Source organism: Patiriisocius sp. 208BN25-11 (assembly GCF_058147145.1).
Genome location: NZ_JBYVJY010000016.1, coordinates 41,377 through 67,225, shown reverse-complemented (window position 1 = coordinate 67,225; position 25,849 = coordinate 41,377). Strand labels below are relative to the sequence as shown.

Here is a 25,849-nt window from a genome sequence, read left to right as displayed (position 1 = left end):
TTCCAGCCTTAGAAGGTAAATTAACAGGAATGGCTTTTAGAGTACCAACGGTTGATGTATCTGTTGTAGATTTAACGGTAAGAACAAAGAAGGCTGCGAGTTATGAGGACATAAAAAAATTATTCAAAGAAGCCTCAGAGGGAAGTTATAAGGGAGTTATTGGATATACAGAAGCTCCTGTGGTGTCTCAGGATTTTGTTAGTACTACACATACGTGTAACTTTGACGCAGGATCTGGAATAGCATTAAATGACCACTTTTTCAAGTTAGTGGCTTGGTATGATAATGAGTATGCCTACTCCGCTAAATTAATTGAACTAGCTGCACATGTTGCATCGCTTTCTTAATAATAAATAATGTTTTTTTAAATATTATGATTGGAAGTTGTATCTATTAATTTATAGTATGTTTGTTAATGTTTAATGGTTCATTGGAGACACTTAATTTTCAATTAACAATTATCACATCATCAAATTGACACATTTTCAAATTAATTAATAATGATTCTACTAACTGATGGAGGCTCCACAAAATGTGATTGGATATTACTAGACAATCAAGGAGATGTGGTTTTAAAAACACGTACACCTGGTTTAAATCCAGCTGTGGTGCATGAAGATGAATTATGTAACCGAATCAAGGCAAATGAAGCGTTACAGTCTTACCACAATAAGGTGACAAGACTAGATTTTTATGGAGCTGGTTGCGGAACAGAAAAACCAACACTACTCCTAAAAAAGGTATTAGAAACAGTATTTGTTGAAGCATTGGTAACTGTGCAAGAAGACACTGTAGCTGCAGTGAGAGCTGCTACAACGGTACCTGGCATTGTATGTATTTTAGGTACGGGTTCTAATAGTAGTTATTTCGACGGTGAAGTAATTCACCCAAGTGCTGTTTCATTGGGCTATAGTTTAATGGATGAGGCGAGTGGTAATTACTTCGGAAAACGTCTGTTACGTGACTATTTTTATAATAGAATGCCAGCCGTGCTAAGAATCGAGTTTCAGAAGCGCTTTGATCTCACGCCAGATGTAATTAAATATAATGTCTATAAACAAGCCAATCCAAATATGTATTTGGCTTCCTTTGCAGAGTTTATCTTTAATCCTTCAGAATCAAGACCTAGTAATGCGGTTGAAATTAATGGCTATTTCTATAAGTTGATTAGTGAAGGTATTAACAACTTTATAGAATGTAGAATCCTGTGTTTTAAAGAAGCACAACAAGTTCCAATTCATTTTATAGGGAGCATCGCACATTTTAGTGAAGATATTATTCGAGATTGCATGCAACCTTATCATCTTACATTAGGCACTATTATAAGAAGACCAATTGATGGCTTGATAGCTTATTATCGAGAACATATTTTAAAATAAACAATTCGCTACCGCGTTACAAAAGATTAATTCCTAAATAGTAGTATGGCATTTCCAAAAGTAAATCCTACCCAAACCAAAGCTTGGTCAAAACTTACAGCACATTTTAATACTATTTCAGAGATGAAAATGCAAGAAATGTTTGCTGATGATCCTGATAGAAAAGAATGCATGACATTAAGAAGTGAGCACGTATCACTTGATTTTTCTAAGAATAGAATTACTTCGGAAATATTAGATGCTTTGCAATCTCTTGCCGAAGAAACCAAATTGAGTGATGCCATCAAAGCGCAATTCGATGGAGAATACATCAACGAAACTGAAAAGCGTCAAGTACTCCATACTGCTTTAAGAGATTTTGAGGATATGAAGCCTGAAGTAAAGGAAACCTTACTTCAAATGAAACAATTTTCGGAAGAGATTATATCAGGAAAGCATAAAGGATATACCGGTAAAGCAATTACAGATGTCGTAAATATCGGGATAGGAGGGAGTGATTTAGGTCCAGCAATGGTTACTGAAGCATTAGGGTATTACCAAAATCATCTCAGGGTTCATTATGTGTCAAATGTTGATGGTGATCATATTTCCGAAGTACTTAAAAATATAGATCCAGAGACAACATTATTTATTGTTGTAAGTAAGACCTTTACTACCATAGAAACCATTACAAATGCTACTACAGCGAGAACATGGTTTGTTGAAAAAGCTGGTGATACAGCTGTTGACAAACACTTTGTAGCTGTATCTACCAATCTTGATGCTGTTACTGCTTTTGGGATACTTCCAGAACATACCTTTACTATGTGGAATTGGGTTGGAGGTAGATTCTCTTTGTGGAGTGCCGTAGGACTTTCAACTTGTTGTGCAATTGGTTATAAAAACTTTGAGTCATTATTAAAGGGAGCGCACCAAATGGATGTGCATTTTAAAAACACGCCATTTTTAGAAAATATTCCAATAGTATTGGCTTTGCTTTCTATTTGGTATACCAATTTTTTTGGAGCTCAAACAGAAGCTATCCTCCCATATTCAGAATATCTTTCAAAGTTTGTTGATTATCTTCAGCAGGCCAATATGGAAAGCAATGGTAAGTCGGTTGATAGAAATGGAGACCCCGTTACATATAGCACGGGACCCATTGTTTGGGGAAATACGGGTACCAATGCACAGCACGCTTTTATACAACTTGTGCATCAAGGTACAGTATTAATTCCTGCTGATTTTATCTTGTTTGAAAATTCTTTGCATGGTAAAAAAAATCATCAAGATATTCTAGCGGCAAATTGCAAAGCACAAGGAGAAGCATTGTTAATGGGTACACATTACGAAAACATTGAGAATCCCTATCGTGTGTTTGAAGGGAATAAGCCTTCAAACTTGTTGACAATTAAATCGTTAACTCCTGAGACTTTGGGAAACTTAATTGCCCTTTATGAACACAAAATATTTGTTCAAGGAGCAATACTAAATGTGTATAGTTTTGATCAATTTGGTGTAGAATTAGGGAAATCTTTAGCTAAAAAGCTACTAAACACCTAGAGGTGGAAACTTTCTAACATCTCAGTTTTAATAATAGAAATGCTCTTTTTTTAGTGAATTAGCAGTATTTGCTTCATTTTGTTTTCACATTAAGCTCATTGTATACAATTTTAACAAAATAGTGTCTATTATGGAGTATTGTTTTTTTGTATTTTTGAAATTCTATTAAATAAAAAAATTATGAAAAAGACTACGCTATTCTCTGGTATGGCAGCACTGCTTGCTGTTTCAACCACTTTCTCACAAACTTTGGCAGAACGTCAAACAATTGCTGAGACCTACAATCAAGAGGCTTTAACATTATTAGAAGCTGAATTAAGAGAAGATTTTGATACCAACCAACAAAGAGCTTTTGTGCTTGCTGCTCAAAACGGTTGGGAAACCGAGATAAATCTTCCAAATGGAGGTAACGCATTACTTGTTGGTGTTTTTGATGATGGCACTCCAAAATACTATACTACAGATAACCGTGAAGGTGGTATCACTACAAGAACAGATAGAGTTCATTCTGGTGGTGTAGCTGGATTAGACCTAAACGGAGAAGATATGTTGGGTGGAATTTGGGATGGAGGTCGTGTTCGTGCAACACACAACATTCTTGAGGATAGGCCAACACAAATTGATAATCCTTCACAAATAAGTAACCATGCCACCCACGTTGCTGGTACTATGATTGGTAGTGGAAGTCAAATTGGTGGTCAAGCTAAAGGCATGGCGCCAATGGCTGAGTTATTAGCCTACAGCTTTAATGGTGACGAACCTGAAATGGCTAATGCTGCCTCTAACGGACTATTAGTTTCGAATCATAGTTATGGGATTCCTGCTGCAAATGTACCGCTATGGTATCTAGGTTATTATGATAGTAGTGCAAGAAATATGGATAGAATCATATACAATGCACCTTTCTATCTTCCAGTCTGTTCTGCAGGAAATGATAGACAATCTGGTGCAAACACTGGCGATGGAGGGTATGATTATATCACAGATAAAAGTGTAGCAAAAAATAACATTGTTGTTGCTGCAACGAATGAAGTTTTAAATTATACAGGTCCAAGTGATGTAGTGATGTCAAATTTCAGTAGCTGGGGACCTACAGATGATGGTCGTATCAAGCCAGACGTTTCAGCAAAGGGAGTATTTATGTTATCATCTTCAGGTGGTTCAAATTCTGCGTATCAAACCATGAGTGGAACTTCTATGGCTACACCAAATGTGTCAGGAAGTTTAATGTTGCTACAACAACACTACAACAACTTAAATGGAGAATTTATGTTGGCTTCTACTCTCAGAGCTTTGGCATTGCACACAACAGATGAGGCAGGTGCTAACCCTGGACCAGATTATAGATTTGGATGGGGATTATTAAACACTGAACGTGCTGCAAATGTAATCACAGAAAATAGTAATACGAGCATGATTGTTGCTGAAACATTAAATGCTAATGATGTATACACATTTACATTCAAATCTGATGGAACACAAGATATCGCTGCCACGATCGCATGGACAGACCCTGCTGCCGACGTTCTACCTGGAAACAACGAGGATGTTGCAACTCCAAGCTTAGTTAATGATCTTGATTTGAGAATCTCTAGAGATGGTGGAGCAACTTTTTTACCATGGGTTCTAGATGTTGCAAACCCTAGTGCTGCAGCTACAACTGGTGACAACCTAGTAGATAATATTGAGAAAATAGAAATTCCTGCTCCAATAGCGGGAGATTACATTGTAAGAGTTTCTCATAAAGGTACTTCATTGATAAATAACAGTCAGGTTTTTTCTATGGTAGTAACTGGTATTCAAAACGAAAGCTTTGTAGTTTCTACTACTAATGGAAATGTACTTACTTGTGCTGAAGAAGTTACTGCAACCTTCGACATTGATGTAACTTTCGACGAAGGTGTAACGGATACAGTAGCTCTCACTTTTGATGCTGCTCCAGCTGGAACAACTGCTGAGATTTTACCAGCTTCAGTTTCTGAAACTGGGACTGCAGTGTTAACTGTAACGGGTATAGATGCTTTAGCTATTGGAACTTATCCAATCGTAGTAACTGCAACAGGTACCACCGAAACGATAAATACCTATATTGCTTTAGAAATCACAGACGAGATTCCAGTTGGATTAGTAGAGCTTGATAACCCAAATAATAACTCCCAAAACAGGCCTGTAGATGGTTTAGAATTAGAGTGGGAAGCAACTACAAATGCATTATCTGGTTATGAAGTAGAATTAGCGCTTGATGATGCTTTTACAAACATTGTTTTAACTGAAATTACTCCTGATCTAACGTTAACATTAAATGGGTTAGCTTTTGAGACAGAATATTTCTGGAGAGTACGTGGTTTAAACGATTGTACAGAGGGGATTTTTGATGAGGAGAGAAGATTTGTAACAGAGGTAGAATTAGGTCTAGTAGATAATAATATTGTTGGATTGGTATTATACCCAAACCCAGCGAATACTTTAGTGACGATAGATTCACCAAATACGACATTAGAATCTATAACAGTCTATTCAATTACAGGACGTCAACTAATGCAACAAGAGGTAAATGGAAACCAAACAACATTAGATATTTCTAGTTTGGCTTCGGGAACTTATTTTGTAAGAGCTACGTCTCAAAATGCAAGTAAAGTGATTCAGATTCTTAAAAACTAATCATATTTATACATCCAAAAAAAGCCTTGAGGAAACTCAAGGCTTTTTTTTGTTTAACAAATGACAATAAATACTGATTTTTTTTGAATGATTCAGATTTTTATTTTAGTATTTTTGAGAATATTAAAAAAAAACCATCTATGAAAAAGACTACCTTATTTTTTGGTATGGCAACTATATTTGCTATAACAACCACTTTCTCACAAACCTTGGCAGAACGTCAAACAATTGCTGAGAGTTATGATCAAGAAGCTATAGCATTACTAGAAGCTGAATTGCGAGAAGATTTTGAAACAAACCAACAAAGAGCTTTTGTTTTAGCTGCCCAAAATGGTTGGGAAACTGAAATGGAACTTCCAAATGGTGGAAATGCACTACTTGTTGGGGTATTTGATGATGGAACTCCAAAATATTACACAACCTATAACAGGGAAGGTGCTTTAACAACAAGAGCTAACAGGCTCCATACGGGTGGTACATCAGGCTTAGACTTGAATGGAGAAAACATGGTTGCTGGAATTTGGGATGGAAATAGAGTTCGTGCAACGCATAATTTAATAGAAAATAGAGCAACACAAATTGATAATGCAACACAAATTAGTAGTCATGCTACACATGTTGCTGGTACAATGATAGGTACTGGAAGTCAAATAGGTGGCCAAGCAAAAGGGATGGCTCCTGAGGCAGAACTACTAGCTTATAATTTTAACGCTGATGAACCAGAAATGGCTAATGCTGCGGGGGAGGGAATGATCTTATCTAACCATAGTTATGGTATTCCTGCTCCAAATGTACCTCTTTGGTATATTGGATACTATGATAGTAGCGCAAGAAATATTGATAGAATTATATACAATGCACCCTTTTATCTACCAATTGTAGCTGCAGGAAATGATAGACAGTCTGGCGCAAATACTGGCGATGGAGGTTATGATTACTTAACCGATAAAGGAGTTGCAAAAAATAATATTGTAGTTGCTGCTACAAACGAAGTATTAAATTATACAGGGCCGAGTGATGTAGTAATGTCAAGTTTTAGTAGCTGGGGACCAACAGATGATGGTCGTATTAAACCAGATATTGCTGCAAAAGGGGTTAATATGTTGTCTTCAACAGGAAATTCTAATTCTTCTTACGCAAATTTTAGCGGAACTTCTATGGCAGCACCTAATGTTTCTGGTAGTTTAATTTTATTACAACAACATTATAACAACCTGAACGGTGAATTTATGATAGCTTCAGCAATGAAGGCACTGGCGCTTCATACTACCGATGAGGCTGGTACTGCGCCAGGACCTGACTATAGATTTGGATGGGGGTTAATGAATACAGAGCGTGCGGCTAATGTAATTACAGAGCATAGCAATACAAGTATGATTGTTACTGAAACGTTAGAGCCAAACAATGTATATACATTCACATTTAAATCTGATGGAACACAAGATATTGCTGCAACTATTGCATGGACAGATCCTGCGGCCGATGTATTGCCGGCTGGTAACGAGGATGATCCTACACCTAGTCTAGTTAATGATCTTGATTTAAGAATCTCAAGAGATGGCGGGGCTACTTTTTTACCTTGGATATTAGATGTTGCAAATCCTAGTGCTGCAGCAACAACTGGAGATAATCTTGTAGATAATGTAGAGAAAATAGAAATTCCTGCTCCAATAGCTGGAGAATACATTGTGAGAGTTTCTCATAAAGGAAACTCATTAGTAAATAATACTCAAGTTTTTTCTATGGTAGTAACAGGTATTCAAAACGAAAGCTTTGTGGTATCTACTACAGATGGAAATGTGCTTACTTGTGCTGAAGAAATTACTGCTACATTCGATATTGATGTTACTTTCGACGAAGGTGTTACAGATACAGTAGCGTTAACATTTGATGCTGCTCCAGCTGGAACTACGGCCGAAATTTTACCTGCTTCAGTAACTGAAACAGGAACTGCAGTGTTAACTATAACGGGTATTGATGCCTTAGCTATTGGGACGTATCCAATAGTAGTAACTGCAACGGGTACTACCGAAACTACAAATACCTACATAGCTTTAGAAATTACAGATGAAATTCCAATAGGTTTAGTTGAACTTGATAACCCAAATAATAACTCTCAAAACAGACCAGTAGACGGTTTAGAATTAGAGTGGGAAGGAACTACAAATGCATTATCGGGGTATGAAGTAGAATTAGCGCTTGATGATGCTTTTACAAATATTGTATTAACTGAAATTACACCAGATCTTACTCTAACATTAAATGGTTTAGCATTTGAGACAGAATATTTCTGGAGAGTACGTGGTTTAAACGACTGTACAGAAGGTGTTTTTGACGAAGAAAGAAGATTTGTAACAGAATCAGAATTAGGTATAGATGATACTACTATTGTTGGATTGGTGGTATATCCAAACCCAGCGAATACTTTTATCACAATAGACTCACCAGTTACAGCATTAGAAACTATAACGGTGTATTCAATTACAGGACGTCAATTAGTACAACAAGAAGTAACTGGAAATCAAACGACACTTGATATTTCTAGTTTGGCTACAGGAACTTACTTTGTGAGAGCTACGTCTCAAAATGCAAGTAATGTAATTCAGATTCTTAAAAACTAAAACGGTTTAATTTCTAACCATATAAAAGTCCCGAGATCTCTCGGGACTTTTTTAGTTTATAAAAGGAACAGTTATCACCCAGACTAACAAAAGATTACATATTAATCTTAATTATAAAAAGCCTAATTATATATGTAACAAAAAAACCAGCGAGGCTATCTTCGCTGGATTTTTGTCATTGTTTAATACTTGTCAACCTATTTTAGGATGACTCACTAATAAAAATTACTGAATAACTATTTTTTTAGTGCTTGTTTCATTCGCATTTTTTAGTGTTAGTATGTATACTCCAGCAGGAAGTGTAGATACATTCATATGCGTTGTGTTGGTTACATTAGCAAACGTTTTTACTTTAACTCCTGAAATAGTATATATAGTTGCTGAACTATTAGAAGCATTACTATTCGTTGAAACCCATATTGTTTCTGTTGTAGGATTTGGGTATACTGTAAATGTAGTTGTCTCAGTATCATTAATTCCAAAAGTGTTCCAGCGATCTTCAGCAGGCTCACCTCCCCAAATTAGTGTCGCCAAATAAGGATTATCAATAAAAGGATTTCTGTTTCCATACTCATTTTCTAGGTAATCATTGCGTTGATCTTCAAATGCAGGGTCAACAGGATCTTCAGCATTCCATTGTAAATAAATTTGAAGCATTTGTGTACTTCCTTGGGTTGCACCGGTACCATTTAAAGAGGGTAAACAACGATCTCCATACCTTGTATACATGTACATCATCATTCTTGCAACATCTCCTTTCCATTCGTCTCCAGGATAAAAAGTGTTATTAGCCTCGGTACTTGCATTTCCAGAGCCTGCAGTAAATTTTCTGCTGCCACGAATACCATTCATTTGTTGGTCACTTGGGCGTAAATTATGGGGGTCTGCAGTAATCCCCGTATTACTATTACTGGTATCTCCCATTGGTGGAACGGCATTACTTCTTGCAAACACATGTTCTCTATTGTATTGACAAGTACCGCCACCAAATTCGTCTTTATCTCTAGAACGTTGCGTTGTACAGTTTGAGTTATTATACCCATAAACTAATAGTACGTGCTGATTATCATCTGGATCTTCGTCGGTTATTTTTACCGTATCACGAACATCACCATACGTAAATGATGTGTTATTAATGTCGATTTTATCTTGTAGTTCATTGTATAATGCTTCTCCTGTAAGGGTTAAGTTTACATCATTATAATAAGGTTGTTGCGCTAGTAGTATGCTTGTAAAGCAAATACAAAATATGAGTTGTAGTGTTTTCATTTTTTTAGTTCTTTTTTAATAAGGCCATATAAAAACCATCATAACCTGAGCTAGATGGAAGTATTTTTTCATCTTTTATAAATGTGAAATTTGCACCAGCGTCACGTTTTAAAAACGCTTTTACTTGTTTCTCATTTTCACTTGGAAGAATAGAGCAGGTAGCATATACTAAATCTCCACCAGGCTTTACCATTCTAGAATATGAATCTAAAATTTGAGCTTGGGTTTCTTTGATCTCATCCAGAAATTCTGGATTCATTTTCCACTTGGCATCTGGGTTTCTCTTTAATACACCCAATCCTGTACATGGAGAATCAATCAATACCTTATCTGCTTTATCGATAAGTTTTTTGATCACTTTTGTTGAATCTATGGTGCGTGTTTCTATATTGTGAATCCCATTTCGACGCGCACGTCTTTTAAGTTCGTTCAATTTGTTTTCGTAGATGTCCATGGCAACTACTTGCCCCTTATTTTCCATTAAAGAAGCAATATGTAATGCTTTTCCTCCTGCACCAGCACAAGCATCTATAATGCGCATGCCTGGTTTTGGGTCTAGCATGGCGGCTACTTTTTGTGAAGAAGCATCTTGTACTTCAAACCATCCATTTTTAAAAGCATCGGTTACAAATACATTAGCACGTTCGCGTAATACTAGTGCATGCGGATACCCTTTAATGGTTTTGGTGTAGATTTCTAGATCTTTTAAGGCTAGTTCTACTTGTTCTACGGTAGCTTTTAAAGGATTTACACGCAGTACAACTTCTGCTTGCTTGTTTAATGCAGCAAGCTCTTTATCCCATTTTTTTCCTAATTCTTTTTCGCCAAGTGCATCTAACCAATCTGGAATAGATTCTCTTATTTTTCTTGTTTTCGATAGTTCGTCAAAACGACCTTTGATACGTCGGGTAGGAGTGGCTTCAAATTGTGTCCAATCTGGAATGGCAATACCTTTTAATGTACACCAAACCGCAAACATTCTATATAGATTTGGACGTGAATAAGGTGCTTGCACTTCTGCAATTTCTTCGTATAAACGCTTCCATCTAACAATGTCGTAGGTGGTTTCTGCAATGAAACTTCGATCTCTCGATCCCCAACGCTTGTCTTTTTTAAGGGTAGCTTTTAAAACTTTATCGGCTTGTTTTTGTTCGTTGAAGATAAGATCTAACGAATCTATCGTAGCAAAAACAAGGGTTCTGTGTAATCTCATAGGTACATAATAAACAGCATTTTGTGTGCCAAAATTGCGTGTGCAAAGGTATTCTATTTTAACGATTTGTTTTGGTTACTTTTGCTAAAATTTTTAATCCATGAAATATTCTCTTTTTGCCCTTCTTTTGTGTGTTTTTATTGCTTCTTGTACTACCGAGAAAAAGGAAGCCTTTTCGAGTGTTAAAATTTCCGAAGTTTTTACAGATAGTTTAAGCATTAGAGCCATTGCACCGCAAGATGAAAATAGCGTCTGGTTTGCTGCTAATAAAGGAGTTGTTGGTCTAATTGATGGTAAAACACCTAAGTTAGCTACAGTACAATATGAAGATAAATTGATGCATTTTAGGGCTATTGCAAAGACAGAAAACGCAGTGTTTGTATTAAGTATAGATACCCCTGCGGTGTTGTATAAAATCGATACAAAAGATAAAGAGGCAACAGGAATGAAAGAAGTATATGTAGAAGCAGGAGAGGGCGTTTTTTATGATGCTATAACGTTCTGGAATGAAAAAGAAGGGATTGCTATGGGAGATCCAATTGGGGGTTGTCTGTCGGTTATTATCACTAGAGATGGTGGTGCTTCTTGGACAAAATTAGGCTGTGATAAACTGCCTGCAAGTGTTGAAGGTGAAGCTGCTTTTGCAGCGAGTAATTCTAATATTGAAGTGTTAGGAAATCATACGTGGATTGTAACAGGAGGGATGCGAGCACGCGTTTTTTATTCTCCAGATAAAGGAAACACTTGGAAGGTTTTTGATACTCCAATTCTACAAGGTAAAACCATGACTGGAATTTACAGTGTAGATTTTTTTGATGCGAAGACAGGAATTATCGTTGGTGGAGACTGGGAAGACAAAGACTTTAACGAAGGCAATAAAGCCATTACACAGGATGGAGGTAAAACGTGGCGTTTATTGAGTAATGGAGTAGGACCTGGGTATCGTTCTTCGGTGTCTTTTGTTCCTGGAACTAAGGGGCAAGGTATTGTAGCAGTTGGATCTCCTGGTATTTCGTATAGTAACGATCAAGGAGCTACTTGGGAAGAGTTATCTACTGAAGGCTTTTATGCCATCGAATTTGTAAATGATAGCATCGCCTTTGCAAGTGGTAGTATGAAAGTGGCTAAGTTACTTTTTAGATAAAATAGTGTCTGTTTGAGCGCCCCCGAAGCTTCGGGACGAGAACTATTCGTTGAATCGAAATTACTTTTTTTTATAGTAAGTTGTAAATCTCAACGGCACTCAAATGACAATTGTTAGTCTACTTTCTATTATTTCGTCCTCTATCTGGACCTTTTCCATCCCTGCGGTTTCGATCTCTATCTCTGTAACGTCTTAGCAAACGTTTCTTGAAATCTTCTTCGGCTCTTAAAAGCTTGATGGTTTGTTGCGGGGTAATAATCCCTTTTAAAGCACTAATAAGTCCTTGCAGTTTCGTAGCAAGTTCTGCCCTTATTTGCCCATGCTTTGCTAGCATAGCATTCGCTTCACTGTCTGATAGATCATCGATGTTTCTATCTTTATTGTTTTCGAAATCTTCTCGTTCAGATTTTCTTAAGGCCATTACTTCTGCCTCAAATTTGTTGTAAATAGGCCAAAATTGTTCGGCCTGACTTGGCGTGAGGGCTACCTTTTCTGTAATGTATGCAGTTTTATGTGCCTTTATTTTCTCGAAATTGCGTTCTTGTGCTTGTAATCCTAAGCTTATAAATAGGATTAATATGAGTGTCTTTTTCATGTTATTCTAGTATTAAAGAGTTGTTATTTATATGATCTAATAAGTATACTTCTAGTTGTTCTTCGGAAATGTTAGTGTCGTTTATTAATTCGTCTACCGCATCTTCAGGAAATTCTTCGGCAATTGCATCGAATGAATAATCTGTTGTGTTTTCTAACAAATAATCTTCTAGCGTTGTCATGGCAATATCATCTAATGACGCTGATGACCCTGTATTTTGTATTGAAATGTATATGGCCAAACAAGCTGCCATTGAAATACCAACATACAAGAGTTTTTGAAATGAAATAACCTTTCCTTTCTTAGGGGTAGCGTTCACAATTGTTTTGGCTTCTTCCTTCACTGGGAGTTTGGTTTCTAAGGCCAAGCGTTCTTGTAATCTAGCTTCAAAAGTATCTAGATATCCTTCTGGCATTTTAAAACCGTGTTTGTATGTGGGTAATTTTTTCATACTGTACCTATGACCTTTCTTTTATGAAAAGGTTTCATGTGTTTTTAAAAAATGAGTTACTTTTTTTACTGCAATGTGATACGAGCTTTTGAGTCCGCCCACAGAAGTACCTAAAATTTTAGAAAGGTCTTCAAACGTATGACTTTCAAAATATTTCATGTTAAATACTTGTTGTTGCTTTTGAGGGAGAGAGGCAATCGCTTCTTGCAATAATAGTTGTATGGTCTCTCCTTCAAAATAAACATCTGTTTCTAGATGTTCTAAGGCTCTTGTTTTTAATTCTTCCGACGTGATTTGTAATCTTTTTGCTTTTTTGTTTAGCAAGTTTATCGCTTCATTAGTTGCAATACGATAGAGCCATGTATATAATTTACTATCTCCCTTAAAGCCTGCTATATTTCTATACACTTTTATAAAGGTATTTTGTAGCACATCATCTGTGTCATCATGGTCCAAAACCATTTTACGAATATGCCAATACAAACGTTCTTTATATTGAGATACCAAGGCACTAAAAGCGGCTTCTTTTTTAGAAGGATCTTGTAATGCTGTAATAAGTTGTTTTTCGTTTGTCATCTGTGCAACTATGGTACTATGACAAGATACAATTGAAATAGTTTAATTGGGTAGCTAAAAATTAAAATCAGTACTATTTTACCGATTAAAAACAAAATTTATCGATTATTTACGTAAATATTTTTGTTGTAGGAAAATTCTGTATATATTTGTTGTAGGTTAATTTTTGAATCTTATGTTATGTGCCTCAAATATAATATAAGTTCACTATTGGCGGGACTAAGCGGGGGCTGTCCCGTCATTTTTTTTTGTAGGAAGTAGTTGCTATTTTGTAAGATTTCCGAAGTGCTATTTCTTAAAAAAATTATCATTTCAACGATAAAGTGTAATTTAATTACGATAAAATGTAATTTTTTCTTGCATAGTACGATAATAGCTTTTATATTTGTACCATACTTATGAAACTAAGTTGAACACGTGCCCCAAATGTGTTTAACTAAAAACAAAGAGCGAAGCCCCAAATCGCTCTTTTTTTGTGCCCTAAAGTTTCCTAGATTTATCCTAAAGATTGCATAGCTACCAAACTATGGTATACGCTCTTGTTTGCGAGTAATTCTGAATGCTTTCCTTGCTCCACGATTTCTCCTTTGCTAAGTACTACAATGGTGTCGGCTTTTTGAATAGTAGATAGTCTGTGTGCAATGACAATTGAAGTTCTGTTTTTCATCATATTTTCTAAAGCATCTTGCACCAAACGTTCGCTTTCGGTATCAAGCGCAGAGGTTGCTTCATCTAAAATCATGATAGGCGGATTCTTTAAAACAGCTCTCGCAATGCTAAGACGTTGTTTTTGGCCACCGCTTAATTTATTACCGCTATCACCTATATTAGTGTCTATACCCTTGGGAAGATCCTTTACAAATTCCCAAGCATTGGCAATTTTTAAAGCATCTATGATGTCTTCTTCAGAGGCATGTTCTTTCCCAATAATTAGGTTTTCTCTAATGGTGTCGTTAAACAAAATAGAATCTTGCGTCACTAATCCTAGTAAGCTGCGCAAAGAATTTTGAGTCATGTCTTTAATGTTTACACCATCTATCACAATATCTCCTTTATTTACATCATAAAAACGAGTGACTAAATTTGCAATGGTGCTTTTACCACTTCCACTTTGACCAACCAATGCCACGGTATGCCCTTTGGGAACTTCTAGGCTAAAGTTTTTTAAAACATCATCGTCTTCATATTTAAAAGAGATGTTTTTTATCTGCAACGCATCTTTAAAGTCTTTCTTTACAACAGCATCTGGTTTGTCTTTAATAGTAGACTGTGTTTCTAGAATCTCTAAGACACGTTCTGCTGCTGCATTTCCTCTTTTTACACCATAGCTGGCCTTACTAATCGCTTTGGCAGGAGTAAGGATGTTATAAGCTAATCCCATGTATGCAATGAAGTCACTTCCATCTATTGATTCTTCAATAAGGACCATTTTACCTCCGTACCATAATAGAATAGATATTACTACAATTCCTAAAAACTCACTGGTAGGAGATGCTAAGTTTTGTCGATTTGTTAAACTATTCGAGTAGTTAAAAAGGCGTTTGGTAGAGTCTGTAAATTTTTTCCCAAAGATAGATTCTGCATTAAAGCCTTTAATAATCTTTAACCCAGATAAGGTTTCATCTAAAATAGAAAGTGATGTTCCTTGTTCTCGCTGTACATTTTCTGAGTGCTTTTTTAGGGTCTTACCAATACTTGAAATGATAAATCCAGAAATAGGAATAAAGATAAATACAAATAGAGTGAGCTGCGGACTAATAAACAACATCATAATGATGGTGAAGATAATAGTGAGCGGTTCTCTAACGATTAGTTCTAATACAGAGATGAATGAGTTTTGTATGTCCATCACATCGGCACTCGATCGTGCCATCACATCTCCTTTTCTCTTTTCAGAAAAGAAAGAAATTGGGAGCTCCATAATTTTTGAATGGATGTCGTTTCTAATATCTTTTAAAACGCCATTTCTCAGAAAGGTGATAAAAAACATTCCCAAATAACGAAACAAGTTTTTTAGTAAGAACAACACAATTACTAATGCAATTACTAGCATCAACGCTTTAGAAGGATCGTTTGAAGCGTATTCTTGCACGTGATATGCCAGATAGTCTTTGTAGTAATCTTTGGCATTTCCTAAGGTGGTATATATTGGCTTTACAATATTGGTGTCCTCATTTTTTTTAAACAAAACATCCAACATAGGAATCAATGCTATAAAAGACAAGGCGCTAAATAAGGCATAGAAAATATTACATACAATATTTAGGGCTCCATATTTTTTGTATGGAAGGGCATATCGTATAATTTTTTTGAAATAATTCATAGTTCGTTTACGTCAATTGTAACGCAGTACAGATTGCTTTTATTTTTTGATTCAGTGTTTCTGAAATGTTAGCTGTTTCATTGCCTTGAACACTTATATAAAATTTAATTTTAGGTTCTGTACCGCTAGGTCTAGCAGCAATTTTACTGCCGTCTTCGGTATAGTAAATAAGCACGTTACTTTTTGGGATGTCTAAAATTTCCGAAGTACTATTAATAACATTTAATCTTGTACTCGTACTATAATCTTCTACCGAAACAACGGGACTTCCAGCAATTTCTTTTAAAGGATTTGTACGTAGGTCTTTCATGATGTTATCAATCTCTTCGGCGCCTTTTTTACCTTTCTTTACAAGTGATACAAGATGTTCTTTATAATACCCTACTTCTTTATAAATAGTATCGAGGTATTCAAAGAGTGTACGTCCTTTGGCTTTCTCTTGTGCTGCTATTTCACATGCTAATAGTGATGCAGTTACGGCGTCTTTATCACGCACAAAATCACCTACCATATACCCAAAGCTTTCTTCACCACCGCCAATTAATTCAAGCTCAGGAAAATCTTTTACCATTTTAGCAATCCATTTAAATCCGGTAAGTCCTTCTTTATACTTTACGTTAAATTTCTTGGCAATCTTTGCAATCATAGGGGTAGATACAATGGTAGAGGCTACAAACTGATTCCCAGTAAGTCTGCCCGCTTTTTGCCATTGTTCTAGCAAGAAGTTTGTTTTAATGACCATGGCTTGGTTACCATTAATGATTTCCATGGCACCTTGGGCATTTCGTACCGCAATGCCTAATCGATCACAATCTGGATCAGTACCAATCACGATATCTGCGTTTGTTTTTTCGGCAATTTCGATGGCCATCTTCAATGCTTCTGGCTCTTCTGGATTGGGAGAAACCACTGTTGGGAAGTCTCCATTAGGTGTTTCTTGCGCTGCTACAACATGTACATTGGTATACCCTGCAGCTTCAAGAACGCGGGGTATCATAGTAATGGATGTACCATGCAAAGAAGTAAAGACTATCTTGAGGTCTTCTTTGGCTTGTTGCGACGTTTTATAACTCCCATTTTTCACAGCAGCTGTAGCAAAAGCATCGTCAACTTCTGTGTCTATAGAAGTAATTAGTTCTTGGTTAGCTTCAAAACGGATATCGCTATAGGCTAGGCCATTAATTTCTTTTATGATGGCAGCATCTTGTGGTGGTACCAATTGTCCTCCATCTTGCCAATACACTTTATAACCATTGTACTCTGGCGGATTGTGTGATGCTGTTAATACAATACCACAATGACATCCTAAATGTTTTACTGCAAAAGATAACTCAGGTGTAGGGCGGAGGTCACTAAATAAAAAGACTTCAATATTATTGGCAGAGAACACATTGGCTACCACTTGAGCGAGCTCTTTACTATTGTGTCTACAATCATACGCAATAGCGACTTTTAAAATTTCCGAAGGGAAACATTCCTTTAAATAATTGCTAATCCCTTGCGTATTTTTACCCAGTGTATATGTGTTGATTCTGTTATCACCAATCCCCATCACACCGCGCATACCTCCGGTACCAAAGGCCAAGCTTTTATAAAAGCTATCCTCCAAGCCCTCTGGGTCATTGGCAATCATGTCTTTTATTTGCTGCTGTGTTTTGGCGTCAAAAGCAGGGGTAAGCCATACATTTACACGGTCTAATATTTTTGGGTCTATGTAAATCATTTGTGTTTTTTTATGCTACAAAAATAGCCAATTTTATAAGAGTATAAGAGCTCACATTTGGCAATGTTTGTCTGCTGAAATTTTAGTGGGTGGCTGCTATTTCAGAAATTATAGTGTGTTCTTTATCGAGTAATTGGTACTCCCTTTTTTGGAACGTAAAATTAACTCTCCTAAAAATCCAGCCAGGAAAAGTTGCGTCCCCATGATCATTGCTGTTAAGGCAATATAAAATTGCGGACGGTCTGTGATAAGTCTTCCCGTTTTGTGAATGAATAATTTATCAACCCCAAGATACATGGCAAAGAGAATACTCACCGTAAGCATAATAGCTCCTAAGGCACCAAATAAGTGCATTGGACGTTTGCCAAAGGTAGAGATAAACCAAATAGTGATTAAATCTAAAAAGCCTCTAGTAAAGCGTTCGGCACCAAATTTTGTGGTTCCATATTTACGGGCTTGGTGTTGTACTACTTTTTCTCCAATGTTAATGAATCCCGCATTCTTAGCCAATACCGGAATATAGCGATGCATCTCTCCCGTCACTTCAATATTTTTAATAACCTCTTTGTTGTAGGCTTTCAATCCGCAGTTAAAATCGTTTAGTTGTACTCCAGACGTTTTTCTTGCTGCCCAATTAAAAATTTTGGAAGGGAAGTTTTTTGCTATTTTAGAATCGTATCGCACTTTTTTCCATCCAGATACAAGATCGTATCCCTCTTCTGTGATCATACGGTACAAGTCTGGAATTTCTTCTGGATTGTCTTGTAGATCTGCATCCATAGTGATAATAACATCACCTTGTGCCTTAGCAAAACCAGCATGAAGTGCCTGCGATTTCCCATAGTTTCTAAGAAACTGAATGCCTTTAACTTCTGGATGGGTATTGTGTAGGGTTTCTATAAGTTGCCATGAGGTATCTGTAGAACCATCGTCTATAAAGATAATTTCATATAAAAAACCATTGGATTGCATAACGGTTGCAATCCAATGGTGTAATTCTTTAATAGATTCCGCTTCGTTAAGAAGGGGTATGACTACAGAAATATTCATAAATTAGTCTATGGCGTTTGGATCTTTTCTCTTAAAAATCAAAGCAACTAGCAATCCAATAACTGCTTGGAAAATAAGGCCAAATGCATATGATTTTAATTGATTTCCAACTGCAAAGTTATCGGTGTTTCGCATTTCTTCTAATGCTGCTTCCATATCGGCTTCTGGAGTGTTAAAACGTTCCATAAATTCACGAGTTACCTCTATGGCTTGTTCGTTTAGATATCCAGCTAGGTCTGGGTCAATCACTGTAAAAATTAAGATACCAACGGCAGTGCTAATTAAGAGTCCAATAGCCACAGTGATAAAATACGCTGTGAAAGCTTCTTTAAAAGACATAAATCCTCCTAATAATCCCTTTGCTTTGGCAGTGGCAACAATACCGGTACCAATTACTACTAAAATAGTAATAATACCAATCCACCATTTTAGAAATAGTTCTTGGTTAAGCGCATACATTAAAATGGTAATAAGCGCTAAAATTCCCCCTAATACGAGTCCGTATTGTATCGAGCTTTGTTTTACTGAAACATTTGAATCTGACATGATTTTTTAGTTTTGGTTCGTATGGTTAGTAAACAAATGTAGTAAAATGTTACAAAATAAAGGGGGTACTATGGCAAGCTTATTCTTTGGCGAGGACCTCGTTCCATGCGATCCCAAATTCTTTGTGAAATCTAATGTCTTTGCCAATACTACTAATGTTGTTTAACCACCTTATTTGTCTGGGGCTAAGGTACTGTGTAGCATCATTTCTATTACCCAGCGCACTATTAATTTTTGTGCGTTGTAGTTTGCTTAGAGGTAGGTATTTAAATCTTGAATGTTGTAAGTAATAATCTTCATCACTTTGGGCAGGTCTATAGCTGTTGTCTTTGGTAATGGGTGCCATTTTATGCAACTTAGCAAAACTAGTAAGCATATTGTCTGCAAGAATTGTTGGATTATAGGTTACTTTTACGACCTCTTTGCCATTCATAAATCCTGCTTGGGTATCTAGAACTCCTGCTTGACTTCCTAATTGTTTTTCTCCACTCCAAAAGCAATACATGCTGTAATAGGTTTCTTTGGGTTGTGCAGCACCTTGTAATTCTTCTCCTAATAACTGTAAGTATTTGGGAATTTGTTTTTGATTGTTTTCTAACACCTCAATAATTGCTTTGTAAACAGCCAAAGCCGAATAATCTCCTGAGATACGTTTGATAAGATTTTTTCCAGAATGGTCTACAATACGCACTACAGGGTTGTTCCATGTAGGTTCCTTGTATTTTTTTAAAATGATTTTGTCTTTACCGCCCTTATTATTAAAAATAGCAAGCGGGATGAACTCATTTTCAATAGCTTCAACAAGTAGGGGATTGCTCATGACATTGTGTCCATAGTTACGGCAGGTACTACACCCAGGTACTTCCTGAAACAAAATAAAAATGGGTTTGTTTTCTTTTTCTGAAATGTGAGTAACCACCTCAAAATCGCGGTACCATGATACTTTGCCTAACTCTTCATCTTGGTTAATAGGATTTGTTTTTTGTTGTGCTATACTATATTGAAAAAAACACATTAAAGCGATTAGGAGATATTTCATATACAAAGTTTTTTAATAAGTCGATAGCTTGAATGTCAACTTACGGGATTAATTCTTATTTTTATAATAACTAACACGCACTATGAAGTCTCTTTACTTTTACTCTTTTTTACTGATTTTTGTTACGCTCTCTGCATTGGGACAAGACAGTTTAAACATTCAGAAAACTGAAACACTTTACAAAGAATTGCTAAGCATTCGACCTCCAAACCCTGACGTAGAAAGAATTAATGAACTGGTAGATAGCATCCAGTACTATTATGATTCTGTAAAAGATAAGGACATGGACTTTTATACAGAGGTCTACGAATATATGAATGGACTGCCTCCCCAAATTGTTTCTTGGGAAAAGTCTTTAGACCTTCAAAAAAGGTATCTACACCATTACAAAATACACTTACCTAATGATAAATTAAATTCATTGGATGCAATTAGTAACATGTCGTTTAGTCTTACGATGTTAGGTAGGTTTAAAGAATCTATTGATACCGCATTATTACCAAATTTAGAGCTTTTAAAAACATTTTATGCAACAGATACTTTAAATGCAGAAGATAGAGAGTTTGTTGAGTTAGGGTTGCTAGTTACAACGAGTTATCTATCCTTAAATCATCGCTCTCTGGGAGACGCAAAAAAAGAGTTGCAGTATGCAAAAGAGAATGAAAAGTATCTTTCAGAAATTGCTGTGACTCCTCAATATGAATTTATAAAGCGAGATTGTTTTGTGAAGTTGTTTGACACCTATGAAATTAGAGGTGATTATAGTCGTTGCAAAGCAATACTAGATGCTTGGAAACGAACGATACATTTAAAAGATCCAGAGACCGAAATGATTTATTTGAATTTACTTATAGATTATTATGAATCAACTAAAAATGGACCTAAAGTACTAGATACCTATGAGAAAGCTACGTATTTATTCGCAACAACTCCCGAACCCAAACCAGAGACTTTTGTAAAGTTTTTTAGGAGTATAACTGCATATTATCTTAATTATGGTATCGAGTCAAATTCAATTTCTTTGGATACTGTTATTTCGTTACGAAAACAAAATGCACGATTTATAGAAGGAGAGTCTTCATATACATTTTCAAACGCTTCTACAGATTATCTAGCTATTGCAACAGCATATCAAAGAAAAAAGGTTTTAGATTCTGTACTTCCATACATAAATAAGGCAAAGCAAAGCATAGCTAATCTTCCATCACTTGCAACACATGCTCAAATTGAAACCGCCCGTGCTACCTATTATACCGATACTAAAGCTATAGAAAATGCAAGAAAAACTATTGATACGGTACTCAAGGAAATGAAATATCCATTCATTGATGAAATGATCAAAATGAAAATTTCTGATGTAAAGGGATTGCAAAATCCATATGCTATTAGAAATATTAGAATGTTAGCAATTAACTATAAAAACCTGTATGAGTTCACAGCATTGCAAAAAGATTTACAAGCTTCAAATACATTGTTTTTATTAGCCTCTAAAATTTTGAATGCTATAAAAGTAAGTAGCACACTTAACGAAAATGAAATAGACTTTTTAGTTGAAATTAATAATGGAATTCTTGAAACCTATGATGCCATAAAAAATAAGAGACCGATAACTGAAGTTTTAAATTTCCTAGAATTAAACCAGGCAACAGCATTAAACTATAGTCATGGTTTAAATATTTTATCTAAAGGCGATGCTGTATCAAATGATTTATTTGCAAAGAGAAAAGAATTAGAATATCAAATTTTAGTACAAGAAAATAAATTATTAGGTATAGATGACAGCACTGAGACAACTGAGGATATTACCTACTTAAAAGAATCATTATATGACAATAAAATAGCACTTCAAGAGCTTGAAAAACAAATAAGTGAAATTTCTGGAGTTTCAAAATTATTAGCTTCAAGAGCTATAGACTTTAATCGTGTTCAGCAAAAGTTAACCGTGGGAGAGGTGCTCATGAGGTATTTTTATTCAGATACAAATCTATATGCTTTTAGAATTTCAGAAACAGACATTTCATTTATAAGAGTGAGTACAAAGGAAACTTTAAATGAGATGCTTTCTTCTTATTATAATAGTATTAAGAATGGAGATCCCTATGATTCAAAGTCATTGAGTGATGTACTAGTTCCTTCATTAGGTTTGGAAGATACTACAATAGAGAAGTTACTCATCATTGGTCATCTGCAATTGTCTAGTCTCCCTTTTGAAACACTTGTCTCAAAAGAGGATTTTTTAATTCGTAATTATACCTTTAGTTATTACCCTTCTGTACGTTTGTTTGAATATGATGAGGTACAAAATAACAATGTAAAATCGCTTGCAGGATTTGCGCCTTCTTATGATACGGAGGCAGAAAGTGCAATAAGATCAATAGATGATATTGATTTTAAATTTGGAAATTTAATAGGTGCTAAAGAAGAAGTTACCAATGTTGTTTCTTTTTTCTCGGGAGATTCTTACATTGGAGCTGAAGCAACGAAGCGTAATTTTATTTTAAACTCCAAAGACTATAATATACTTCATATAGCAGGACATACGTATGTAAATTCAAACAATGCAAAAAATTCAATGCTCGTATTTACAGACGATACAGTTTCTTCAACACTCACGTTAGATGAGATTTATGGGTTAGATTTGGCTACAAATTTAGTGGTTTTAAGTGCCTGTGATACTGGAAATGGCACTATAGATGATTCTGAAGGGGTAATGAGCATGGCGAGGGCATTTCATTATGCTGGTAGTAATGCAACACTAACAAGCCTTTGGAAGGTTCCAGATAAAGAAACTTCTTTTATGATGATATCTTTTTATGAACATTTATCTCAAGGGATGTCTAAAGATATTGCGTTACAGAAGGCTAAAATAGCATATCTAAATTCGGTACAAGATGAACAACTAAAACACCCTTTCTACTGGGCAGGTTTTATTTTAAGTGGAGATGTATCACCAGTTCAATCGGGCATCTCTAATTTCTATCTAATAGGCATTATATTATTAGTAGTACTACTTTTGTTAGTATTCTTACGATTTAGAAAAAGAGGGTAGTTTTATAAACGTTTCAATATTTTTTTAGCTTTTTTGTAGTTGTACCCATCTGAATTTACGAGTTCTTCTAGTAATTTTTTACTTTCTGAAATGTTATTGGTTTTTAAATACGCTAAGGCCATGTACCATTTTGATTTGTCTAAAAATTCGTCATTATAAGACAGGTGAATTCTTAATACACGAATAGCTTCATCATATTTTCCAAGCTTTAAAAGCGCATTGGCTTTATAAAACAAATAATAACCTTCATTGCTATTCGCAAACATGGTATCAAATTGAAAGATAGCTCTTTTGTAATCTCCCATTTCATAATTATAAAATGCCAATTCTTTAATGTTTAAATCATCTACACTTCTAGTAATAGGTTCAATTACATTTCTATAAGGTTCAAAATTTGAAGCATACAACTCTTGTGGAGATGCTGGGCCTCCTTGCAGTGTTAAAAAAGCGGTAACAGCAATTGCTGCCACCACTAGGGCAGCAACAAGGTATTTTAAAACTCCATTGTTGTTTGTAATAGCACCTTGGTCTTTAGCTTTGTTTTCTTGGTTTTCTAATAGTGTTTTTAGCTCATCTTTTTTGGTGTCTATCAGTGCAGCTTTGAGGTCTTTTTGCATCTCAAAATCTTCCTTAAACTCTGGGTCAGTTAAAAGAAGTTTTTCTAGCTGTTCCGTTTCCTCCGGATTTAACGAGTTGTTAAAATATTTTTCTAGTAGGGTGTCTTTCATCATTACTGGGGAGTTATGAGTTGTTTTAATTGTTTTAAGCAACGTGATTTTTGTGCTTTTACCGTGTTTTCATTTTCATAGTTTTCAAAAGCTTTTATCTCGGCGATTGTTTTACCAAAAAGATAAAACTGTTCTAAAATATTTTGACAACGAGCTCCTAATTTTGAAAAATTAAGTTTTAATAATTTTTGTTTTTCAGTAAGTACGGTTTCTTTAATTTCTATAGTTTCATAGTCATCCTGTAAATGAAAAGACTCCAGTGGGGTTGTTTTTTTTGAAGCTCTTAAATGTTCCATTACTTTGTATTTTCCGATACTAAAAACATAGGTCTTAACACTGCTGGTTAATTCAGTTAGTTTGCCTGAGGCTGCATTTTCAAATAAGGTAATAATGCTTTCTTGATAAATCTCTGTGGCCTCTTCTTCAGAGATCCCATACTTGTATGTAAAAGCTTTAAATGGGTCTTTGTATTCCTCATACATTTTTGAGAAAGAACTATTGTCTCCTTGCTTAATTTCTTCTAAGGTAGGCTCTATAAACATTAATGTATTTTTTTTCTAAAAGGTTAACAATAATAAAATTAAATATTATTGTGTTCATGTACTAAAATTTCAGCATAAAAAAAAGACCACATTACTGCGGTCTTTTTAATTTGGCTATTTCTTAATTATTATGGAAAACAAATTGTCCCTCCGGTATTTTGGTATTCTATATTACTTGTACTAAGGTTACTAGCTCCTGAGGAAGTACCAATTTGAATCCCACAACCAGGAAGGTCTTTCAGTAAGATATTATTTAAATTTACTGTAGGATTCGCCCAAAGATAGATGCCCGCTCCATCAAAGTCGCTTCCACTACCTGCATATTCAATTGTCGCATAACTGATTTCGTTTTCTACAGAGTTTGTAAATTCAAATCGAATTCCCTTCCAGGCTCCAGCTTGTTTTACAACTCCTGTAAATAATATAGGTTCTGTTGGAGTACCAATGGCTTTAAGCGTTGAGGTATCTTGATCTCCAACATCAAACCAAGCGCCATTTTCCATTTCAATAATCACACCAGGAGCAATGGTTAGTGACACATTATTTACGCTCGCTTTTCCATTAAGTCTGTATGGCACATTTAATTTGGCCCAAGTACCAGAAGAATTGCTTCCTTGTCCAATAATTCTAATGACATCTGTTGCATTTCCTTGGTAGTTTCCTCCAGAAATATTTGATATATATTCGGAATAGCCTTGAATCGGTATTGCGCAATTTGTTATAGTTGTGTTCTCTATAACTACATCTGCACCATAGTAGGCCAAATTGATTCCTTTGTCCTCACTATTTGTAATGGTGCAGTTTATAATATCTACTTGTGCATCTGCCCAAACAATAATAGCTCCTAAATCACCATTACTGTTAAAGGCACCACCGCCAGCATAATTAATGGTAACATATTCTAACCGATTGTTATTGTTGTTGCTGTCAATTAATATTCCTTTCCAGTCTCCAACTGTTACTTCTGTAGAGGTTAAAATAATGGGTTGTGTTTGTGTGCCCACAGCATTTATAGATCCATTTGATCGTACACTGATACCTGCATCATTTTCAAAGGCTATGGTAACACCAGGTTCGATTATTAAGGGTGCATCTAAGGCAATAGTGCAGGGTATAATGTAATCTACGATGGCACCGCGATCCACCAATGTGTGGCCTTGAGCTGCGAGGTCTCTTATTTCAGAACATTCAAAAATCAACGGAGCAAGGTCTTGAGGTAGCGGTGCAGTATCGGTATCATCATCACTACTACAAGAGGCTAAGATTAGGGTTGCTGCTAAAAAAGCATTTTTCACTAAGGTTTTCATTTTTTTGAGTTTTTAAGATTTTACTCTTTATGTGATACCTTTTGATAGGTTAACATATACTCAAAAAAAAATCACGCTATAGAAAATAGCG

The 25,849-nt window shown here is 35.6% G+C and carries 19 protein-coding genes and 1 pseudogene; 7 read left to right on the top strand and 13 right to left on the bottom strand.

Features of this window, described 5'->3' with window-relative positions; genetic code table 11:
• The 5 genes and pseudogenes from ACY2RS_RS14590 to ACY2RS_RS14570 form a co-directional block, all read left to right on the top strand.
• A pseudogene (locus tag ACY2RS_RS14590) lies at positions 1–347 on the top strand (type I glyceraldehyde-3-phosphate dehydrogenase); the annotation flags it as partial.
• A 153-nt stretch (positions 348–500) separates the two neighbouring features.
• Positions 501–1,379 carry an N-acetylglucosamine kinase gene (locus tag ACY2RS_RS14585; RefSeq protein ID WP_490099401.1) on the top strand — a complete coding sequence of 293 codons (879 nt, stop codon included), beginning with the start codon at positions 501–503 and terminating at the stop codon, positions 1,377–1,379.
• Positions 1,380–1,424: 45 nt separating this feature from the next.
• A complete protein-coding gene (gene pgi / locus ACY2RS_RS14580) occupies positions 1,425–2,921 on the top strand; it encodes a glucose-6-phosphate isomerase (RefSeq protein ID WP_490099400.1) in 1,497 nt (498 codons plus the stop codon).
• A gap of 180 nt (positions 2,922–3,101) precedes the next feature.
• Positions 3,102–5,582, top strand: a complete 2,481-nt coding sequence (locus tag ACY2RS_RS14575; protein ID WP_490099399.1) for a S8 family serine peptidase — start codon at positions 3,102–3,104, stop codon at positions 5,580–5,582.
• Between the two features lie 140 nt (positions 5,583–5,722).
• Entirely contained in the window at positions 5,723–8,203 is a 2,481-nt protein-coding gene (locus ACY2RS_RS14570) for a S8 family serine peptidase (protein WP_490099398.1), read from the top strand.
• 225 nt (positions 8,204–8,428) lie between these two features.
• Here the strand turns inward: ACY2RS_RS14570 and ACY2RS_RS14565 are convergent, their stop codons facing one another.
• Together ACY2RS_RS14565 and ACY2RS_RS14560 are read right to left on the bottom strand one after the other, a co-directional pair.
• Positions 8,429–9,472 carry an endonuclease gene (locus ACY2RS_RS14565; protein ID WP_490099397.1) on the bottom strand — a complete coding sequence of 348 codons (1,044 nt, stop codon included), beginning with the start codon at positions 9,470–9,472 and terminating at the stop codon, positions 8,429–8,431.
• 4 nt (positions 9,473–9,476) lie between these two features.
• A complete protein-coding gene (locus tag ACY2RS_RS14560) occupies positions 9,477–10,685 on the bottom strand; it encodes an RsmB/NOP family class I SAM-dependent RNA methyltransferase (protein WP_490099396.1) in 1,209 nt (402 codons plus the stop codon).
• Positions 10,686–10,785: 100 nt separating this feature from the next.
• Here ACY2RS_RS14560 and ACY2RS_RS14555 point away from each other — a divergent pair, with 100 nt between their 5' ends.
• Positions 10,786–11,829, top strand: a complete 1,044-nt coding sequence (locus ACY2RS_RS14555; protein ID WP_490099395.1) for a sialidase family protein — start codon at positions 10,786–10,788, stop codon at positions 11,827–11,829.
• 118 nt (positions 11,830–11,947) lie between these two features.
• On the opposite strand, the gene ACY2RS_RS14550 is transcribed toward ACY2RS_RS14555, so the two are convergent.
• From ACY2RS_RS14550 to ACY2RS_RS14515, 8 genes are all read right to left on the bottom strand, one after another.
• Positions 11,948–12,424 (bottom strand): hypothetical protein, encoded by a 477-nt coding sequence (locus tag ACY2RS_RS14550; protein ID WP_490099394.1) that lies wholly within the window; start codon positions 12,422–12,424, stop codon positions 11,948–11,950.
• Between the two features lies 1 nt (position 12,425).
• Positions 12,426–12,875 carry a hypothetical protein gene (locus ACY2RS_RS14545; RefSeq protein ID WP_490099393.1) on the bottom strand — a complete coding sequence of 150 codons (450 nt, stop codon included), beginning with the start codon at positions 12,873–12,875 and terminating at the stop codon, positions 12,426–12,428.
• A gap of 21 nt (positions 12,876–12,896) precedes the next feature.
• Positions 12,897–13,451, bottom strand: a complete 555-nt coding sequence (locus tag ACY2RS_RS14540) for an RNA polymerase sigma factor (protein WP_490099392.1) — start codon at positions 13,449–13,451, stop codon at positions 12,897–12,899.
• 496 nt (positions 13,452–13,947) lie between these two features.
• Positions 13,948–15,774, bottom strand: coding sequence for an ABC transporter ATP-binding protein (locus ACY2RS_RS14535; RefSeq protein ID WP_490099391.1), 1,827 nt, complete (start codon positions 15,772–15,774; stop codon positions 13,948–13,950).
• A 7-nt stretch (positions 15,775–15,781) separates the two neighbouring features.
• Positions 15,782–17,497 carry a phospho-sugar mutase gene (locus ACY2RS_RS14530; RefSeq protein ID WP_490099390.1) on the bottom strand — a complete coding sequence of 572 codons (1,716 nt, stop codon included), beginning with the start codon at positions 17,495–17,497 and terminating at the stop codon, positions 15,782–15,784.
• Between the two features lie 108 nt (positions 17,498–17,605).
• Positions 17,606–18,547: a glycosyltransferase family 2 protein gene (locus ACY2RS_RS14525; RefSeq protein WP_490099389.1), complete on the bottom strand. Its 942-nt coding sequence runs from the start codon at positions 18,545–18,547 to the stop codon at positions 17,606–17,608.
• 3 nt (positions 18,548–18,550) lie between these two features.
• A complete protein-coding gene (locus tag ACY2RS_RS14520; protein ID WP_490099388.1) occupies positions 18,551–19,093 on the bottom strand; it encodes a DUF4199 domain-containing protein in 543 nt (180 codons plus the stop codon).
• A gap of 79 nt (positions 19,094–19,172) precedes the next feature.
• Positions 19,173–20,132 (bottom strand): VPGUxxT family thioredoxin-like (seleno)protein, type 2, encoded by a 960-nt coding sequence (locus ACY2RS_RS14515; protein ID WP_490099387.1) that lies wholly within the window; start codon positions 20,130–20,132, stop codon positions 19,173–19,175.
• 82 nt (positions 20,133–20,214) lie between these two features.
• Here ACY2RS_RS14515 and ACY2RS_RS14510 point away from each other — a divergent pair, with 82 nt between their 5' ends.
• Positions 20,215–23,181 (top strand): CHAT domain-containing protein, encoded by a 2,967-nt coding sequence (locus ACY2RS_RS14510; RefSeq protein ID WP_490099386.1) that lies wholly within the window; start codon positions 20,215–20,217, stop codon positions 23,179–23,181.
• 2 nt (positions 23,182–23,183) lie between these two features.
• Here the strand turns inward: ACY2RS_RS14510 and ACY2RS_RS14505 are convergent, their stop codons facing one another.
• From ACY2RS_RS14505 to ACY2RS_RS14495, 3 genes are all read right to left on the bottom strand, one after another.
• Positions 23,184–23,912, bottom strand: coding sequence for a tetratricopeptide repeat protein (locus tag ACY2RS_RS14505; RefSeq protein ID WP_490099385.1), 729 nt, complete (start codon positions 23,910–23,912; stop codon positions 23,184–23,186).
• A complete protein-coding gene (locus ACY2RS_RS14500) occupies positions 23,912–24,451 on the bottom strand; it encodes an RNA polymerase sigma factor (RefSeq protein WP_490099384.1) in 540 nt (179 codons plus the stop codon). Before ACY2RS_RS14500 ends, ACY2RS_RS14505 begins: the two co-directional genes overlap by 1 nt.
• 128 nt (positions 24,452–24,579) lie before the next feature.
• Positions 24,580–25,758, bottom strand: a complete 1,179-nt coding sequence (locus ACY2RS_RS14495; RefSeq protein WP_490099383.1) for a hypothetical protein — start codon at positions 25,756–25,758, stop codon at positions 24,580–24,582.
• Between the last annotated feature and the right edge of the window lie 91 nt (positions 25,759–25,849).

What these genes read in the sequence shown, in the direction of transcription:
- ACY2RS_RS14585 (WP_490099401.1), top strand. Translation starts at nt 501, where the DNA reads ATGATTCTACTAACTGATGGAGGCTCCACAAAATGTGATTGGATATTA.
- pgi (WP_490099400.1), top strand. Translation starts at nt 1,425, where the DNA reads ATGGCATTTCCAAAAGTAAATCCTACCCAAACCAAAGCTTGGTCAAAA.
- ACY2RS_RS14575 (WP_490099399.1), top strand. Translation starts at nt 3,102, where the DNA reads ATGAAAAAGACTACGCTATTCTCTGGTATGGCAGCACTGCTTGCTGTT.
- ACY2RS_RS14570 (WP_490099398.1), top strand. Translation starts at nt 5,723, where the DNA reads ATGAAAAAGACTACCTTATTTTTTGGTATGGCAACTATATTTGCTATA.
- ACY2RS_RS14565 (WP_490099397.1), bottom strand. Translation starts at nt 9,472, where the DNA reads ATGAAAACACTACAACTCATATTTTGTATTTGCTTTACAAGCATACTA.
- ACY2RS_RS14560 (WP_490099396.1), bottom strand. Translation starts at nt 10,685, where the DNA reads ATGAGATTACACAGAACCCTTGTTTTTGCTACGATAGATTCGTTAGAT.
- ACY2RS_RS14555 (WP_490099395.1), top strand. Translation starts at nt 10,786, where the DNA reads ATGAAATATTCTCTTTTTGCCCTTCTTTTGTGTGTTTTTATTGCTTCT.
- ACY2RS_RS14550 (WP_490099394.1), bottom strand. Translation starts at nt 12,424, where the DNA reads ATGAAAAAGACACTCATATTAATCCTATTTATAAGCTTAGGATTACAA.
- ACY2RS_RS14545 (WP_490099393.1), bottom strand. Translation starts at nt 12,875, where the DNA reads ATGAAAAAATTACCCACATACAAACACGGTTTTAAAATGCCAGAAGGA.
- ACY2RS_RS14540 (WP_490099392.1), bottom strand. Translation starts at nt 13,451, where the DNA reads ATGACAAACGAAAAACAACTTATTACAGCATTACAAGATCCTTCTAAA.
- ACY2RS_RS14535 (WP_490099391.1), bottom strand. Translation starts at nt 15,774, where the DNA reads ATGAATTATTTCAAAAAAATTATACGATATGCCCTTCCATACAAAAAA.
- ACY2RS_RS14530 (WP_490099390.1), bottom strand. Translation starts at nt 17,497, where the DNA reads ATGATTTACATAGACCCAAAAATATTAGACCGTGTAAATGTATGGCTT.
- ACY2RS_RS14525 (WP_490099389.1), bottom strand. Translation starts at nt 18,547, where the DNA reads ATGAATATTTCTGTAGTCATACCCCTTCTTAACGAAGCGGAATCTATT.
- ACY2RS_RS14520 (WP_490099388.1), bottom strand. Translation starts at nt 19,093, where the DNA reads ATGTCAGATTCAAATGTTTCAGTAAAACAAAGCTCGATACAATACGGA.
- ACY2RS_RS14515 (WP_490099387.1), bottom strand. Translation starts at nt 20,132, where the DNA reads ATGAAATATCTCCTAATCGCTTTAATGTGTTTTTTTCAATATAGTATA.
- ACY2RS_RS14510 (WP_490099386.1), top strand. Translation starts at nt 20,215, where the DNA reads ATGAAGTCTCTTTACTTTTACTCTTTTTTACTGATTTTTGTTACGCTC.
- ACY2RS_RS14505 (WP_490099385.1), bottom strand. Translation starts at nt 23,912, where the DNA reads ATGATGAAAGACACCCTACTAGAAAAATATTTTAACAACTCGTTAAAT.
- ACY2RS_RS14500 (WP_490099384.1), bottom strand. Translation starts at nt 24,451, where the DNA reads ATGTTTATAGAGCCTACCTTAGAAGAAATTAAGCAAGGAGACAATAGT.
- ACY2RS_RS14495 (WP_490099383.1), bottom strand. Translation starts at nt 25,758, where the DNA reads ATGAAAACCTTAGTGAAAAATGCTTTTTTAGCAGCAACCCTAATCTTA.